At 72.0% G+C, this 16,796-nt stretch carries 13 protein-coding genes and 1 pseudogene; 7 read left to right on the top strand and 7 right to left on the bottom strand.

What is annotated here, in order from left to right:
* A pseudogene (locus tag Vau01_RS39715) lies at positions 1-565 on the top strand (aminopeptidase); the annotation flags it as partial.
* 27 nt (positions 566-592) lie between these two features.
* On the opposite strand, the gene Vau01_RS39710 reads toward Vau01_RS39715, so the two are convergent.
* On the bottom strand, positions 593-1,657 hold the full coding sequence (locus Vau01_RS39710; RefSeq protein WP_204004760.1) for a sigma-70 family RNA polymerase sigma factor: 1,065 nt from the start codon (positions 1,655-1,657) through the stop codon (positions 593-595).
* Positions 1,658-1,727: 70 nt separating this feature from the next.
* On the opposite strand from Vau01_RS39710, the gene Vau01_RS39705 reads away from it, so the two are divergent.
* Positions 1,728-2,537 carry an alpha/beta fold hydrolase gene (locus Vau01_RS39705; protein ID WP_239152224.1) on the top strand — a complete coding sequence of 270 codons (810 nt, stop codon included), beginning with the start codon at positions 1,728-1,730 and terminating at the stop codon, positions 2,535-2,537.
* Here Vau01_RS39705 and Vau01_RS39700 read toward each other — a convergent pair whose 3' ends face one another.
* Positions 2,538-3,410 carry an alpha/beta fold hydrolase gene (locus Vau01_RS39700; protein WP_204004757.1) on the bottom strand — a complete coding sequence of 291 codons (873 nt, stop codon included), beginning with the start codon at positions 3,408-3,410 and terminating at the stop codon, positions 2,538-2,540.
* A gap of 225 nt (positions 3,411-3,635) precedes the next feature.
* Here Vau01_RS39700 and Vau01_RS39695 point away from each other — a divergent pair, with 225 nt between their 5' ends.
* Entirely contained in the window at positions 3,636-4,535 is a 900-nt protein-coding gene (locus Vau01_RS39695) for a TRADD-N-associated membrane domain-containing protein (RefSeq protein WP_204004754.1), read from the top strand.
* A gap of 8 nt (positions 4,536-4,543) precedes the next feature.
* On the opposite strand, the gene Vau01_RS39690 is transcribed toward Vau01_RS39695, so the two are convergent.
* Genes Vau01_RS39690 through Vau01_RS39675 form a run of 4 tightly spaced genes read right to left on the bottom strand, consistent with a single transcriptional unit; the run spans position 4,544 to position 9,579 of the window.
* Positions 4,544-5,290 (bottom strand): cellulose binding domain-containing protein, encoded by a 747-nt coding sequence (locus Vau01_RS39690; RefSeq protein WP_204004752.1) that lies wholly within the window; start codon positions 5,288-5,290, stop codon positions 4,544-4,546.
* Between the two features lie 49 nt (positions 5,291-5,339).
* A complete protein-coding gene (locus Vau01_RS39685) occupies positions 5,340-5,939 on the bottom strand; it encodes a roadblock/LC7 domain-containing protein (RefSeq protein WP_204004750.1) in 600 nt (199 codons plus the stop codon).
* Complete coding sequence (locus Vau01_RS39680; protein WP_204004748.1) at positions 5,936-8,485, bottom strand: helix-turn-helix transcriptional regulator; 2,550 nt, start codon at positions 8,483-8,485, stop codon at positions 5,936-5,938. Before Vau01_RS39680 ends, Vau01_RS39685 begins: the two co-directional genes overlap by 4 nt.
* The gene (locus Vau01_RS39675; RefSeq protein WP_204004746.1) at positions 8,482-9,579 is read right to left on the bottom strand and encodes an Hsp70 family protein; all 1,098 of its coding nucleotides are present in this window, start codon (positions 9,577-9,579) and stop codon (positions 8,482-8,484) included. The genes Vau01_RS39680 and Vau01_RS39675 overlap by 4 nt, the downstream gene beginning before the upstream one ends.
* Before the next feature lie 381 nt (positions 9,580-9,960).
* Here Vau01_RS39675 and Vau01_RS39670 point away from each other — a divergent pair, with 381 nt between their 5' ends.
* From Vau01_RS39670 to Vau01_RS39660, 3 genes are read left to right on the top strand one after another with little or no spacing between them, the layout of a single operon-like run.
* On the top strand, positions 9,961-10,851 hold the full coding sequence (locus Vau01_RS39670; protein ID WP_204004744.1) for an IniB N-terminal domain-containing protein: 891 nt from the start codon (positions 9,961-9,963) through the stop codon (positions 10,849-10,851).
* A gap of 39 nt (positions 10,852-10,890) precedes the next feature.
* Positions 10,891-12,918 carry a dynamin family protein gene (locus Vau01_RS39665; protein ID WP_239152223.1) on the top strand — a complete coding sequence of 676 codons (2,028 nt, stop codon included), beginning with the start codon at positions 10,891-10,893 and terminating at the stop codon, positions 12,916-12,918.
* The gene (locus Vau01_RS39660) at positions 12,915-14,366 is read left to right on the top strand and encodes a GTPase family protein (RefSeq protein ID WP_204004742.1); all 1,452 of its coding nucleotides are present in this window, start codon (positions 12,915-12,917) and stop codon (positions 14,364-14,366) included. The genes Vau01_RS39665 and Vau01_RS39660 overlap by 4 nt, the downstream gene beginning before the upstream one ends.
* A gap of 26 nt (positions 14,367-14,392) precedes the next feature.
* Here the strand turns inward: Vau01_RS39660 and Vau01_RS39655 are convergent, their stop codons facing one another.
* Complete coding sequence (locus Vau01_RS39655) at positions 14,393-14,596, bottom strand: hypothetical protein (RefSeq protein ID WP_204004739.1); 204 nt, start codon at positions 14,594-14,596, stop codon at positions 14,393-14,395.
* Between the two features lie 207 nt (positions 14,597-14,803).
* Between Vau01_RS39655 and Vau01_RS39650 the strand changes: the two genes are divergently transcribed.
* Positions 14,804-16,796 (top strand): helix-turn-helix domain-containing protein (locus Vau01_RS39650; RefSeq protein ID WP_204004737.1); only part of this gene is annotated, 1,993 nt, incomplete at its 3' end.

Genomic DNA, 16,796 nt, shown 5'->3' with positions numbered 1-16,796 from the left:
GACCACGCCCACCGCACCCTTGGGCCTGCACACCGTCACCATCACCGGGGTCGGAACCACGATGACCCGCACGGTCACCTTCACCCTGGCCATCCACAGCCCGTCGTGCACCAACTCGGGGCAGCAGCTGTCCAACTCCGGCTTCGAATCCGGTGAGGCGAACTGGACGGCGCCACCGGGTGCGATCGCGCAGCGGGGGCACGCCCACACCGGCGCGTGGAACGCGCGTCTCGGGAAGGTCGGCCCGGAGGCGGAGACGCTGTCCCAGACGGTGGTCATGCCGGCCGGGTGCCCGTTCGTGGTGCTGAGCTTCTGGCTGCACGTCGATTCGAGGGAGTCGTCGAGCGAGGAGTTCGACATTCTCTCGCTGGATGCTCGGGTCGACGGGGCATATGAGCCATTGGGCTACTGGTCCAACGCTGCCGCGGGGGCCGGGTACTGGCAGGTGAACATCGATGCCTCGATCTTCGCCGGGCACACGGTCACCGTGTCGCTGACGAGCTGGCAGGACCGATCGCTGGCGAGCTCGTTCCACATCGACGACTTCGAGCTGAACGCGTACTGAGACCGATCCCGTGCCACCTGGCCGGTTTCAGCCCCCGTTCAGGGCGACCGGCCAGGCGGCCTCAAGGGCGGGCGGAAGCCCGAATCCGGCGAAGTACGACGGGTCGAGGAACGAGGTCACTTCGCGGATCTGCGGTCCGCGCATCGTGAAGACGTCGATCGACCAGGGCCGGAACTCCGAGGCGGTCGCGTTCCACAGGTAGCTGCCGACAGCGGGTTGGCCGTTGGCGCTGATCGGCGCCGAGTGCCGCCATTCGCCGCAGTTGTGGAGCGGAACCGCCACGGCGAACTCGGTGACCGCGGCCAACCCCGTGTACCAGTGCGGCAGCGGCGGCATCGACCAGGTGACGTCCTCGGTCAGCAGGGAGATCAGCAGGTCGGCGTCGCCCGATTCGAGTGCCCGCGCATACGCCGTCACCGTCTCCCGCAACCGCTCGTCCCCGATCTGCCGGAGCGTCCGCTGCTGGCTGACCGGCGGCACCCGGGACGAGACCACGGTGCGCGCCCGGGCCAGCGCCGAGTTCACCGAGGTCACCGACGTGTCCATCATGGTGGCGATCTCACCGGCGGAGAAGCCGAGTACCTCGAACAGCACCAGCGCCGCCCGCTGGTTGCCCGGCAGGTGCTGCAGCATCGCCACGAACGCGAGCTCGACCGCCTCCCGCTGTTCGTACCGCACGTCCGGGGTGGTGGGCACGGCGCCGAGGCCCAGGTCGGCGTACGGCTCCACCCAGGCCGTCTCCGCCGCCGGCACGTCTCCGATCACCGGTCGCGTGCTGGCCGGTCCGAGGTCGACCGGCAACGCCCGCCGGGCCCGCGACTCGGCCGCGTCCAGGCATGCCCGGGTCGCCACCGTGTAGAGCCAGGTCCGCAGCGAGCTGCGGCCCGCGAACCCGGCCAGTCCCCGCCAGGCCCGCAACAGCGCCTCCTGCAACACGTCGTCGGCGTCGTGTGACGATGCCAGCATCCGGTAGCAGTGCGCGTGCAGCTCGCGTCGGTGCGGCTCCACCAGACGGGCGAACGCGTCGTCGTCGCCGTTCCGGGCGCGGTCGAGGTCCGCGTCGGAAGGGCTGGCGGAAGAAACTTTGCTCACGAGCGACGATTCTGCCCGACGGCCGCCGTCTCCACTCCTGAAGACCGACGACTACCAGGAGGAACGTCCCATGACCCGCACCGATCTGCTCCACGTCGACGACGCCGACCTCTACCACGAGGTGCGCGGTGACGGACCGCTGGTTGTGCTGGCCGGTGCGCCGATGGACGCCGACTCGTTCGCCGGGCTGGCCGACCTGCTCGCTGTGGACCACACCGTGCTGACCACCGACCCCCGCGGCATCAGGCGCAGCTCGGTTCGTGACCGCGCGGCGCCGTCCACCCCGCAACAGCGCGCCGCCGACCTGGCCCGCCTCATCGACCACGTCGGCGCCGGTCCGGCGGCGTTGGCGATCGGTTCCAGCGGCGGCGCCGTCAGCGTTCTGGCGCTCGCCGAGGAGCACCCGGACAGCGTGGCCGTCGTGATCGCCCACGAGCCTCCGCTCCTGGAGATCCTGCCCGACCGCGACGAGTTGATGGCCGCCACCGAGGAGATGCTGGCCATCTTCGAAACGGGGGACCGGCTGGCGACCTTCCGTCGGTTCATGGCCATCGCCAACCTGGAGCTGCCGGACGAGGTCGTCGAGATGATGGTGAGCGCCGACGCGTCCCCGCAGGAGGTCGCCGACGAGGCGTTCCAGTACCGGAACATGTATCGCGGCACGATCGGCTTCCGGCCGGACATCGCACGGCTGACGGCCGTTTCCACCCGGGTGCTCGTGGGGCTCGGTGAGGACTCGGCCGGCGAGTTGTGCGACCGGTCGAGCCGGGTCCTGGCCGACCTGCTCGGCACCGCGCCGACGATGTTCCCGGGCGGACACGTCGGTTTCGCCATGGACCCGGCGGCCTTCGAGTCCCGCCTGCGCAAGATTGACTTCTGATCAGGTCAACAGCGCCAGCAGATGGCGCAGTGTCTCGTCGGGCGCTTCCTCCGGCAGGAAGTGCCCGGCATCGACCGGCGCACCGCGCACGTCGGTGGCCCACGTCCTCCAGACCTCGAGCGGGTCGTACCACTGCCCGACCGCGCCGGTGGCGCTCCACAGCACCAGCGTCGGGCACCGGATGCGACGGCGGTGCCGATCGGCCTCGTCGTCGGCGACGTCGAGGGTGGCTGCCGCCCGGTACTCCTCGCAGATGGCGTGCACCGTGTCGGGGTCCTCGAAGGCCGCGACATAGGCTGCCCGCACGCTGTCGGGGAACACGTCGGGCACGTCGGACCACGCGTCGAGCATGTGGTCGACCAGGACGCCCGGCGCCGCCGCGATCAGCGACTCCGGCACGGGGTGCGGGGCGGCGAGGAACGACCACACCCAGTAGCCCAGACTGAAATCGCGGTCGGCGCGGGCGTAGGCATCGCCGGTGGGCACGATGTCGAGGACCGCGAGGTGGCTCACGACGTCCGGATGGTCGAGCGCCATCCGGTACGCGCACCGGGCGCCGCGATCGTGACCCACGACCGCGAACCGATCGAAGCCCAGCGCCGCCATGACCTCGACCTGGTCGCCGGCGATCGCGCGCATCCGGTAGGGCTCGTGGTCGGCCGTGCTCGGCGGTTTGCCGCTCGCACCGAAACCGCGCAGGTCGGTCGCGATCACCGTGAACCGCTCGGCGAGGGCCGGCGCGATCCGGTGCCACATCAGGTGGGTCTCCGGGATACCGTGCAGGAGCAGGACCGGTGGCCCCGACCCGCCCCGGACGCCGCGGATCGTCGTGTGCCGCGTCGCGATGTCGATCCCGTCGAATCCCTCGAACATCCCCACGACGTTACCGCTGATCGCCGGTCAGGGGTGGCTCCACGGCGGGTCCACCGGCAGGCCGCGCACCGAACGACCGACCGGCTGAACGGCCATCCACCACCGCGGCTGACCACCCGGCAAATGACGATGCCTGATCGGCGACGGGCGACTGTCGTCAACCCGAGACGGCCGGGCCGGACAGCCGTTGTGATCGTGTGTTGCGTCGTGACACGGTCACTGACGATGACGACAACGATGCCGAACCCGACCGAAGCCCATACCCCGGCCACGCAGAACGGCCGGCAGCCGGACCTCGACAGCCTCGGCGAATGGTCGATGTCCAACGACGAACTCAATGACGTCGTCGACGCCGACCACAAGCGTTCGCGACGCAACGCCAGCTGGCTTTCAATCGGCTGGATCGTTGTCGCGGCAGGCGCTGGCGCGTACACGATTCGCTGGCTCGACGACACGGCCGCCGCCCTGCCGGCCCTGGCCGCTGTCGCGTTCTGCCTGCTGCTGGCCATCTTGAGCCCGATGGGTGTGATGGCCCTGCATCGCACACGCGGTCGCCGCTGGCGCCAACATCACCGGGAGTGCGCCGACCTGACCGACGCGGTGAAGTATGTCGAGGACCACGGTCTGAAGAGGCTTCTGCTGTTCAATTTCCGGCTCATGGACCGCTTCGTCGCCACCGCGCTCGGTCAGGCCCAGGCGTCCTACGTCGCGTGCGTCGTGGCCGCCTCCGTCGGTCTGGTCGTCCTGCTCGCTGGCACAACGGCGGTACTCATCGTCGGCGACCTCAGCGCACAGATCACCGCCGGAGCCCTGACAGCTGCCGGCGCCGGCCTGACCGGATACCTCAGCGCGACCTTCCTGCGCACCTTCGCCATGACTTCACAGCAGATGAGCTACTACTACGGGCAGCCACTCGTGCACTGCTACCTGCTGCACGCGGAATGGTTGGCCGAGCGGTACGACCGCGGTTCCAATGCCGAGACCCGGGCCGCCACCCACCACGACCTGATCAAGGCGGCTCTCGACGCTGGTCACAATGCCCAGAACCACCTTCTCGACCTGCACCTGGCGCTCGACGCCAAGCAGGGCCCGGCGTCCGCCTCCCCGGCGCGTCAGCCGCGATAACGCGGTGGCTAGCCCAGGCCCGTGCATGCCTGTCCGTTGATGGTGCATGCCGTCGGGGTGGCGTCGAAGACGGCGGCGCCGTTCACCTGGAACGAGACGGACACCGAACCGCCCGCCGCCACGGTCCCCACGGACGCGGCGGGCACGACGGTCCACGTTGCTCCGTTCCGGCTGACGGTGGCGCCCTCGACGTCCGACAGCGTCAGGGTCTCGCGGGGCAGGGTGATGGCGACCGTCCACGACGAGGCGGCGACCTGCCCGGGGTTCGTGACGGTCACCGTGGCCCGGTACCTCGTCAGCGACTCGCTGCCCGCGACCTTGCTGAACCGGGCCCGCAACGGTTCGGCCCGGCCGCCGGACCCGGCTCGACCGGAACCGCCCGGCGCGGACGGCGTCGGCGCGCCGCCGGTCGGGGCACCCAGGACGGGCGGCGGGGTGGACCCGTCGGTGCTGGGCGAGATCTCCGACGCGGTCGGTGTCCGGGTGCCGGTACCCGGTTTGGCCGTCGGGGTGCCATCGGCGGCGGCTCGACGCGGTCCACTCGTCGGGATCGACGAATCCCATCGGACCCCCATCAACAGCACCGCCAGCCCGATCACCACGATTCCCGCGCCGATACCGACCGCGATCTGCTGGTAGGTGGGCAGTCGGCCCCACCGGAACGGCCTGCCTACGGCCGTGAACACCGAGATGATCGCGGTCAGGACGACGACCGGCAGGCTGCGCGGTCGGGGACGGGACGGAACGTTCTTCATGAAGGCTCTCCGGGAGGGGCGCGATGAGGGAAGGGGTGGACGGCGACGGTCACAGCGAGCGGAGCCGCGCCAGCATCCGTTCGAGTTCGTCGTCGGAAGGGTTCGGATCGCACCCGGTGAGGTGTGCGAGGCCGGCGGCCGACCGGCCCGGGGCGAGCGTCGTGACCGATGTGGTGCCGCGCGCCGGATGACACAGCGGGTGCGGATCGAGCGACCGGCGATGCCTGCGCCGCTGCAGCGCGGGTGCGTCCGGGTGGACGTCGTGCGCGGCCAGCATCCGTCCGGCCCGCTCCGCGGCGGTGGCCGTGTCGATCAACACCGAGTCGAGCGTGGCCCGACCGTTGAGCGTGACGCCGAGCACGGCGTCGGGACCGGCCGGTGCCAGCGCGAACATCTGGTGGTCCAGGGCCACGATCGTCCGCCACACCGGTCCGAGGCGCCGGTAGCGCGCGGCGGCCTCGGCCAGGGCCCGCAGGGTCGGCGCGAGCAGCGAGACCTCCCCGGCCGTCCGGGCGGAGCCGCTCCAGCTGGCCGTCGCCTTACCGTCGGCGGTGAGGAGGATCGCCGTCTCGGCGCCGGGAATGCAGCCCACGAGGTGCTCCAGCAACCCGGCGAGGTCGACGACCAACGCCAGTTCCAGTCGGGTCACGGTGATTCCCTCTCCAGGCTCGTGCGGGACTCGGCGCCGTCGTCGGTGAGGACGCGAAGGTGGGCGAGCAGCTCGCTGCGGCTGGCGCAGCCGAGCCGCTGGCGCATCCTGGCCATGTGGTGCTCGACGGTCTTCGCCGCGATGAACAGCCGGTCGCCGATCTCCCGGTAGGTCAGGCCGGCCAGGACCAGGGTCGCGACCTCGTGCTCGCGGGGGCTCAGCCCGACCTCGCCGCGCCGGGGCGGCCGGGCACCCGGTGACGGCGCTCCGGTGTTCGGCTCGGTGGGCGCCTGCCGGCCCTGCAGAACCCGGGCGCAGTCGAGCAGGGAGGTCATCACCCGGCGGTCGGTCGTCCGGATCGCCGCCTGCCCGGCCAGTCGCGCCCCGTCCCAGCTGAGACCGCTCGCGTGCAACGCCCGCGCCGCGGTTTCGACCTGGGACTGGTCGACCCGCCCGGTGAGCACGGCCAGCCAGCATGCCGCGGCCGACGCGACCGCCGCCACGAACGGGCTGTACCAGCGTTGGGTGTCCAGCGCCGCCGCGTGCGCGGCGGCCTCGGTGCGCTGTTCCGAGATGACCGCGGCGTGCAGGCACGCCCAGTGCAGCTGCACCGTCCACAGTGGAGGGCTGTTCAGGTCCTCCAGCAGCGCCCACGCGTCCCGGAGCTGGTTGGCGATCCAGCGTTGCTGGCCGATCCGGGCCGCGGCGACGGCGAACTCACCCAGCGGCAGCAACATGAACAGGTCCACCGGGTGTTGAATGACCGCCCGGCAGGCATCGGGCCAGGCCCGGTGCAGCGCGACGAGGTCGCTGTTGCGTCGCGCGAGCCCGACCGCCAACGCGGTGCTGAAGATCAGATCGCGCGGTTCGAGCCTGTCCCCGTGCGCGCCGACGGCCGCGAGCTCCACCCGGGCCGTCGCGATGTCCCCGCGCATCATGAGCAGCCACGCGTGGAGGAGCCGGTGCCGGGTCGCCAGCAGCGCGCCGCCGACGTCGCCGGCCATCGCACGCAGCAGCACCGCCTCGCCGATGTCCAGGTCGCCGCCATGCATGCCGACGAGTGCCGCGAGCGCCGCGGGGCTGTCCGGCAGCGGGGTCTGATCACCGGCCGACTCGAGCAGCGTGGCGGCCTGGACGAGGGTGGAGAGCGCGACGGTCGGCGCGGCGCAGACGGATTCGTGCACCCCGCGGGCCGTCAGTTCGGCCGCACCGGCGAGCAGCGTCGGGGAGTCCGCCGTCGGTCCGTCGCGGAGCATCTTCTCCGCGTCGGCGAGGCGTGCGCTGCCGACGAGTCCGATCGCCGCGAACTCGGCGGCGGCCGAACCGTGACCGGACCACTGGAACAGCTCGGCGCTGCGGGCCAGTTGCCCGCGATGTGCGAGCGCCGTTGCCGCCATGACCGCGCCGTCGGAGCGTTCCGGCGAGCCGGGGTCGGCCATCACCTGGTCGGCCAGGCGCAGCGCCCCGTCGAGGTCTCCGGCGAGGGCGGCGGCGCGCGCCTGCGCGACGACGGTCGGCCGCCCCGCGGTCGCGGCCGCCGCGAACATGCGTGCCGCCAGTGCCGGATCACTGCCCATGGCCTCGTGCGCGCCGGCCTCGAAGGCGGCCGCCATCGCACTGTCGGCCGCCGACCCGCCGGCGTCCAGGAGGGCGCGGACCAGGGGGAGCACCGGCGCGCCACGGTCGAGTTGCAGGTCGATCAGCCGCTGCCACACCGCGATCCGGTGGGCCAGCGGGACCACCGTCCGGATCGCCGACCCGACGACCGGTACCAGCTCGCCGTCGCGGCCGAGCAGGCCGGTGGCCCGGGCGGCCTCCAGGACCGTCGCCACACCGTCGGGATCGCGGTCGAGGAGGGCGCCGAGCAGGTCCATCCGCAGACCCATCCCGGCCTCGGTGGCGAGCAGGACCCGGCGCACGTCCGGATCGAGCGCGTCGATTTCGGCGGTGAACAGGGCCAGGAACTCCGCCGGCGGATGCCGCAGCGCCGGCCCGGACGGCGCACCCCACAGGGCGTGCCGGGCGACGAAGGCGGGCACCCCACCGGTCTGCGCGTGGATGTGCTCGACCACGGATGGTGGCGGGGGCTCCGCCCAGACGGTCGCCAGATACGTTCCGACCTCGTGGGCGGTGAACGGGGGGAGCGTCAGCGGTGGGTGCGTCCGTGACACCACGGCGATCAGCTCGACCAGCGCGGGCGGCCGGGGCCAGGGGCGGCAGGTGAGGACCAGCCGGGGCCGGCACCGGCGGACGAGGTGCCGTAGCGCGTCCAGCTGGGCGGTGTCGAGCAGGTGGGCGTCGTCGACGAGCAGCACGGCCCCGTCGTCGACGGACTCCGGCACGGTTGGCCAGGGGGTCAGAACCGGTATCCCGGCGGCGTCGCAGCGGGCGGTGAACTCGCGGATCAGGGTGGTCTTGCCGGATCCGCCCGGTGCCTGGACGCACACCCCGGTCCAGGCGTCGGGCGAGACGGCGTCGAGCGCCGCCCGGACGTGCGGCCCGAACACCGGCCTCGTCCCGGTACCGCCGAGCCCCACCGCGGTCATGCCGGGTCCCACGCGCCGTGGGAGCGGACCGCGGCCCGGGTGCGCGCCGCGACCCGACGGGCCGCGAGTGCGGCGCCCCGGGCGACAAGGCTCGCCGGGTGCGGATCGGTCAGCACCGGAACGGGTAGCTGCGGCGCGATCAACGCGTCGAGCCCGGGCGTGTGCGCCGCCTCGCCCGCCAGGAGCACCGCGGCCGGATCGGCCGGCTCCAGAACGGACCGGACCAGCCGTGCCAGGCTGTCGACGGTCGGCTGGAGTAGCGGTCGGACCAGCTCGGCGAACTCGGCCCGGGTCACCACCACGTCGATCTGCCCGACGGACGTGGGAACGGGGACGACCGCCTCGGCCGCCACCGCCAACCGCTCCCGCGCCGCGCCGCAGCTGCTGCGCAGCCACGACATCGTCAGGGTGTCCCTGTCGAGGTGGCCGGCGACGGCTCCGACGTGGGCGACGAGCACGTCGTCCAGATCGGCGGCACCGACCTGGCCCTCCACGCAGCCGATGACCTCCATCGCGCCGCTGTTGTGGCGTTCGACCACGGATCCGGTGAAGCCGCTGTCGCCGAGGTGGTACACGGCGAAGACGCCTGCGGTGGGCGGTTCCCCGCCGGCGGTGTGGCCGGCGGTCGCCGCCAGCGGCGCGGCGATGAACATCACGTCGGTCAGACCCGTGCGCCGCAACGCGTCCCGCAGCAGGCCCTCGCGGTGCGGCCCCCATCCGGCCGGGCAGGCGAACATGACCTGCTCGGCCGGTTCGTCCTCGACCGCCCAGACCCGGTCGGCGATCCACCGGATCATGGTGGCGGCAAGCTCGTGCGCCGGATAGCGCATATTTCCGATCATGAATGGGACATCGTCGCCGACGCGCCGGATGTAACCGCGAATCGAACGACCCGGCTCTCCGGTTCGGTCGTGCCCGGATCCGTCCCGTGGAACCGGCGCCCCGGTCGGCGAGATCTGGAGCGCCGACTCGACGGCGGTCGACCGGGTGCCGAGTGGAGCGGCGGTGGCGTCGGCCCAGCCCTCGCCGTCACGGCGGCAGACCGCGGCGAACGCGTTGTCGCCGCTGATGTCCACGCCGAGGACGTACGGCATCCGACCCTCCTCCATCCGCCTGCGGGCACGTTCACGTTGCCGGTCACGGTCGACCGGCTCCGGCTGGTCCTGTGATGACGGCGCACATTCCGGCGCCGGTGCCGGTCGGCGGTCGCCCCGGTCGGCCCCGGGACGCGCGCTGCCGTGATCCCGACAACGTCCTCGTTCGTACCAGATGTCGGGTTGGTGGTCTTCCCCAGATCTTTGACCGCCGTCGATCCCCTAATCCCCCCAACCGGCGACGCCCGGCACCCCGGGGTGGGACGCGCGGTGATCCGGCGCGATCCCCGATGCCGGTGTGCGCCGCCGGAACCTAGCGTCACCAACGTCGATCGGGCAGCCGATCGCCGTCGATGTCTGACACCTGAGGAGATGTGGTTGATGGAGATCCAGACGACGTTGCACGACTTCGTCCTCAAGCTTCTGGTCGAGCCCGGCGCGCGCGCCGAGTTCGAGCTCGATCCCGAGGGCGCCCTCGCCGATGCCGGCCTCGGCGACATCACCGCCGCCGACGTACAGGACGTCATTCCGCTCGTGGTCGACTACGCCCCGGTCGACGGGGTCACCGGCCTGGTGGACACCGACGCCCTCGTCGGCGGGCTCGGCTCCGACCCGACCAGCGCGGTGAGTCAGCTGCAGGGATTCACCCAGCAGCTGCCGATCGGCACCGGGTCCGGCACCGGGACCGACCTCAACCTCGGGGCGACGGCGGTGGCGGGAGTGTCCCTCGACCTCGGCCAACTGGAGGTTTCCCCGGTCACGCTGCCGGGCCTCGGCTTCGGACCGGGCGGCCCCGCCGGGTTGGCGGGCGTGCCCAGCCAGCTGTCCGCGATCGGCGATCCGGCCGGCACCATCGACGGCCTCGATCCGATCGGTAGCGCGGTGGGCGGGCCGGTTCTCGGCGGCACCGGCCCGGCCGGGCTCGACGGGCTGACCGGCACGGTCGGCGGTGTCACCGGTCAGCTGGGCGGGGTGGTCGGTTCCGTCGGCGGGGTGGCCGATCCGGTCAACGGCGTGGTCGACTCCACCGTCACCGGTGTCGTCGGCGCGGCCGACGTCTCCGTGGGCACGCTGACCGGGGTGACCGGTGCACTCGGCTCGCCGGGGCTGACCGGGTCGGTCACGGGGACGCACAGCGCCGACCTCGGCCTCACCGACCCGACCGGCGCGGGCCACACCGGATCGGACCTTCCCACGATCGGCCACTCGCCGGTCGACGGGCTGGTCGGGGACGTCACGCACGGCGTCACCGACCACCTTCCACTGATCTGAATCAATTGGCCTGGATCAATTCAAGGGTGGAGTCGACGGTTGATCGCACCATGGGAGGCCGGGCCTACGACCGACGTACGTCCGGCCTCTCCGCGCCGTTGGGAGGGCGCGGAGACCGACGTTTTCAGCACACCCGACGCCCTCGGCGCGCCGATGGCGCCCCGGTGGCTCGACCTGCTCGACGAGATCACCCGGATCTGCAGCGCCCACGGCCGGAGCGACCTCGGGCGCGGGCTGGGACAGCGACGCGCTCAACTGCTGGATCCGCAGCTTCGGGTGCTGGTGCTCGGCGCGGCCAAACACGGTAAGAGCCAGCTCATCAACGCGCTTCTCAACGCGCCGGTATGCCCGGTGAACGACGGTGTGAGCAGCGCCCTGACCACCGTCGTGCAGCACGCCGCGGCCCCGTCCGCCGTCCTGGTCCGACAGGCACCGGCCCGGGCCGGCGCCGGCGACGGTCGCCAGCCGTCGGAGACCCGGTCGCCGGTCCCGCTCGACCGTCTCGTCCCGCGGCCCGGTGGGCCGGAACCGACGCCGGGACCCGGCGAGCGGATCTACGCCGAGATCGGTGTGCCCCGGTCGCTGCTCGCCGCCGGGATCGCCCTGATCGAGGCGCCGGCGGCGACGTTCGAGGCCGTCGACCGGCCGGCACCCGACACGGCCGCGACCGTCGCGGACCTCGCGGCGTTCACCCGGGCCGACACCGCCGTCCTGGTGTGCGAAGCGTCCACGGGCCTGTCCCGTGGCACGCTCGCGCTGCTGTCGGCCCTCACCGCCGGGTTCTCCGACGTCGTGGTCGCGCTGACCAAGACCGACATCGCCGTCCGCTGGCGGGAGGTTCTGCGGCGCAGCCAGCGGTCGCTCGCCGACGCCGGGATCGCGGCCCGGGTCATTCCGGTTTCCGCGGCTCTCCGCCTGCGGGCGGCCGCCACCGGTGACCCGGAACTCAACCGTGAGTCCGGCTTTCCCGAGCTGATCACGGCGTTGCGCGCGACCCTGGCGAGCAAAGGTGACCGGTTCGCCCGTTACACGGTCACCCTCGTCGGCCGCTCGGTCGTCCAGGAGCTCGCGGCCTCGCTCAACCAGGAACTGGCGACGCTCACGAGGGGCGAGGACACCGATGCGATGTCGCGGCTGCGCGCGGCGCAGCGCCGCGGTGACGAGCTGCGTCGATGCACCGTCCGCTGGCAGAACGCGCTGGCCGACGAGGTGGCGGACCTGCTCTCCGACGTGGAGTACGAACTGCGTGATGCCGCCCGCGTCATGCTGCGCCGGGTCGACGGGATGCTCGACGAGATCGACCCGGCGCGCCGATGGCGCGATGTGGACGAGTGGCTCAACGGCGCCCTGGTCGACGCCGCCGAGGAGACCTGCACCTCGCTGGTCGACCGGGTCGACGCGCTCGCGGAGCGGGTCTCCCGGCAGTTGACCGACGACCCGGACGCCCGTTCGGCCGTGCTCTGGATCGCGGAGCGCCTGCGGCGGCTGCCGGACCGGGTGACGCCGATCGACCGGCCGGCGGCGGAGCGGTTCACCGTGAGCCAGCGGGTGTTCTCCGGCCTGCGGGGCTCGTACGGCGGCGTGCTGATGTTCGGCCTGGTGACCAGCCTGGCCGGTCAGCCGCTGATCAACCCGCTGTCGCTCGGCGCCGGCGCCGTCTTCGGCGGCAAGACCATTTTCGACGACGGCAGATCGGTCCGCCGGCGCCGGCAGGCGGTGGCGAAGGCGGCCGTCCAACGGCACATCGACGACGTCTTCCTGCGGCTGGGCAAGGACGTCCGGGACGCCGTCCGGCACGTGCAGCGGACCCTGCGCGACCAACTCGCGACGCTGACCGAGGAACTGCAGGAGTCGATCGTCGAGTCCGCCCGCACCGCGAAGCAGGCCGCCGACAGCGAGGCCGCCGTCCGCGAACACCGGGCCCAGCGGATCCGCCGCGAGCTGATGCGGCTCGGCGGCGTGTACGAACAGGCGCGGGAACTGTCCGCGGCGGCCGGGTCGCCCGCCGTGCCGCCCGGTATGCCGCCCGGTGCGCCGCTCGCCGTCCGCGGCGGAGCGATGTCGTGAGCCCGCAGCCGCACCTGCGGAGCGGGGTACTCGACCTGTTGTCGGAGGCGTCCCGCGTCTACCGCGACAGCCGACGCGCCACGACCTGGCTGCGCGACCACCTCTACCGGTTCGACGAGCCGCTCCGCATCGCGGTGACCGGGCGTGCGCACACCGGAAAGTCGATGGTGGTCAACCTGCTGGTCGGGGAGGACGTCGCGCCCGTCGAGGTGGGCGGCGAGGGTGGGCCGCTCACCTGGTACCAGGACGGGTCGGTGCCGCGGGTCACGATCTACCCCGGCCAGGGACCGGTACACGACGTCCCGGTGGCCCGGCTCGGCTCCGGCCTGCGGCTGGACCTCTCCCGGTGGCAACCGCAGGAGGTGAACGAGGTCGTGGTGGAGCTACCCGTCCGTGCGCTGCGGCACGCCCAGCTCATCGACTCCCCGGCCGTGACCCCGGCGAGCGAGGACGGCTCGGTCGCCCGGCGGGTCCTGCGGGACGCCGACGCGGTGCTGTACCTCACCCGTCAGCTGGGCGCGGCCGATCTCGCCTTCCTGCGTTCCGCGCAGAAGGGGTCGGGCCCGCTGGCGCTGCCGGTGAACGTCCTGGTCGTCCTGTCGCGTGCCGACGAGATCGGCGGCGGCCGCATCGACGCTCTCGGAACCGCCCGGCAGATCGCCCGCCGGTACGGTCGCGAACCGGACGTCCATCCGCTCTGCCAGAACGTCGTCGCCCTCGCCCCGCTGATCGCCCGCACCGGGTCGACGCTCACCGATTCGGAGTTCCTCGCGCTGGCGACGCTGGCCGACGTGTCACGGAGCGAGCTCGAGCCCTTCCTGCTGTCGACCGACCGCTTCACGGGTGGCGGCTTCCCCGTTCCCCTCGACACGACCGTGCGCGGAGCACTCCTGGACCGGCTCGGCCCGTCCGGGGTGCGGCTCGCGGTGACCCTGATCCGAACCGGCAGCCGGACCCGGGAGAAGGTCGCCGAACAGCTCGTCCGGCGCAGTGGCCTGCCCGAGGTACGGGAGTCGATCCGGGAGTTCTTCCTCGACCGGCGTCAGGTCCTCAAGGCACGAACGGCGCTGCTGGCGCTCGATTTCATGCTCCGCGCCGAGCCGCGGGAGGACGCCGACCATCTGCGCGCCGAGCTGGAGCGGCTGACCGCCAGCGCCCACGACTTCCTGGAACTGCGGACGCTGGCGGCATTGCGGACCGGTCGGGTGACCCTGCCGGACCCCCTGGCGACCGAGGCCCGCCGGCTGCTGGGAGCCGACGGCACGAGCATCCTCGCCCGGCTGGGCATCGAGCACGAGTCGTCCGACGACGAGCTGTGGAGCCGGCTGCACGACGTACTGCGGCGCTGGCAGGACGAGACGGAGAGCGTGCTGCTGACGGCCGATCAGCGGCGCGCGGCGTTGGCCGTCACGCGAAGCTGCGAGGGGATGCTGTCGTATTTCGTGTAGCGGCCGGTGGCGCCCGAGAACCCGCGCTACTCGGTGTCGTCGTCGATGAGCAGGTTGAGCTTTTCCAGGACCCACAGTGCGGCGGCGGCAGCGGCCACCTGTCCGACTCCCGGATAGGTGTGTCCGGAGCGGGTGGTGACTGCTTCGGCGAGCGTGCCGACGCCGGACCCGGCGATCAGTGCGGCGCCGCCAAGGAACGTCTGGCGCAGGGTGAACGGCTTGCGGGGCATCATGTCCTCCTGGTGACTTGTTTCCTTGGACCAGGAAATGGCCGGTGGAGGGCCGTTCACCGATCAGACTGAACACCGATCCGGAGGCGGTCGTCGACCTGGCCGTACAGGTCGACATTCACGCGGGTGCGGTGAACGGACTGAACAGCCAGGGAAGGGTCGATACCCTACCGGTCGTGCAGACTCCGCTGAGAGACGGCAGCCGCGATGGGTAGATCTCCCACTGGCTACCACCGCGAGCTGCGCGACCTTCTCCTCGAACTCCATGCCCGGCGCGGAAAACTCCCCTACAGAGCGATCAGCAAATTGTCCGGACTGTCCATTGGCGCAATCAGCGGCATCTTCAACGGGAAGTCGCTTCCGGGCCCGGACACGGCTGTGGCGCTCGCCGGGGCTCTGAACGCGACCGACGGGGAGCGGAAGCGGGTTCGCTTCCTGGCGGAGAAGGCTGCCGCCGATCGTGCCGACGTACGGGCCGAAACCGCCTCACAAATACGGCGCCCGCGGTGGGCTGAATGCCCCTACCTGGGTCTCTTCTCGTTCGAGGAGAATCATGCCCGGCTCTTCTACGGTCGCCGTGACCTCACCGGCCGTCTCGTCGACCGCCTCCGCGGCCTGCTTTCCGATCCGGGCATGCTGCTGCTCGTCGGTCCTTCCGGAGCCGGGAAGTCGTCCCTGCTTCGCGCCGGTCTGATGTCCGCACTCGCTCGCGGTGACGTCGCGCCGGGGTGCGACGCGTGGCCACGTCAGGTGATCACCCCGACCGAGGATCCGGTCCGGGAACTCGCCGTGGCCATGGCCAACCTCATCGGAATCGACGCGGTCGCGGTCCGCAGCTCGCTGCGTGACAGCCCCGACCAGGCGCACCTGCTCGTCGCGCAGGCGCTGGAGGCGGCCGGTCTGGCGCCGCGACCGGACAGCGACGGCACCAGCGGGACGGTCGGTCGCGTGGTGCTGGCGGTCGACCAGTTCGAGCAGCTGTTCACCCTCACCAAGGACCCGCAGGCTCAGGCGACGTTCCTGACCGCGCTGGACGCCATGGCCACCGTCCCCGTCCTGCCGGGTGGCGAACCGGGTGCGCTGATCGTCTCCGGGGTCCGGGGCGATTTCCTGGACCAGGCGACGAGGTTCCCGCCACTGCAGCGCGCGGCCGAAGAGAACCTGCTGGTCGTCGGCGCGATGAGCGAGTCCGAACTGCGAGAAGCCATCACCGGCCCGGCGGCCGAGGCCGGTGTCGACGTGCCCGACGATCTCTGCATCGCGGTCCTCGACGACCTCCGTGAACGCGGCGCCTCGGTCGGCTTCGGCGACGGCGCCCTTCCCCTGCTGTCCCAGGTCATGTTCGTGATGTGGCAGGCCAAAGAGACCGAAGGACTCAGCCGGCAGGCGTACCTCCGCACCGGCGGAGTGGCCAACATCGTGCGCACCACCGCAGAAGCGGTCTATACGGCCCTTTCCCCCGATCAGCAGGACACCGCCCGGAGGGTCTTCGTCCAACTCACCTTCGCCGGTGACGGGCCGCTGGCGATACACCCCCGCACCCGCGCCAGCCTTCGCATCGCCGCCGGCCCCGATGCCGACACTGTGGTGGAGGCGTTCGCCGCCAGACGGCTGATCACCGTCACCGACAACGATCTGGTCGCCATCGCCCACGAGGAGGTGCTGCGTTCCTGGAACACCCTTCGTGACTGGCTGACGGCAAGCGCCACCGACCGCGCGCTGCGCCTGCGGCTCGTCGACGACGTGCACACCTGGCTCGCCAACGGCCGCAACACCTCCTATCTGTACAGCGGCAGGCGACTGGAGGCCGCGCAGGACGCCGTCGGACGTTGGACCGGCGATCCGGCCCCCGACATCGCCACTTTTCTGGAGGCCAGCGAGCGCGGCCGGAAGGCCCGTACCCGACGGGCCCGATCGTTGACGACCGTCGTGGCCGTTCTGCTGTCCGCCATTCTGGTCGCGGTCGGGGTCGTGACATGGCAATGGCGTACGTCGGTCACGGCCCACAAGGTGGAGCGGTCGAGGCAACTCGCCGCGCAGTCAGCGGCGCGCTGGAATGCGGCACCGGTCGAAGCGGCTGCGCTGGCCCTGGCCGCATGGCACGCGTCTCCGACCGTCGAGGCGCGAAGCGCCGTCCTGACCGCCTACGGACATCGGGTGAACGACCGTCTCGTGGGCCACGTGGGCTCCGTCGGAGCGC

It is taken from the genome of Virgisporangium aurantiacum (genome assembly GCF_016863635.1).
Classification (GTDB): Bacteria; Actinomycetota; Actinomycetes; order Mycobacteriales; family Micromonosporaceae; genus Virgisporangium; species Virgisporangium aurantiacum.
The sequence above is the reverse complement of the archived record's forward strand: the minus strand, read 5'-3'. Positions and strand labels throughout refer to the sequence as shown.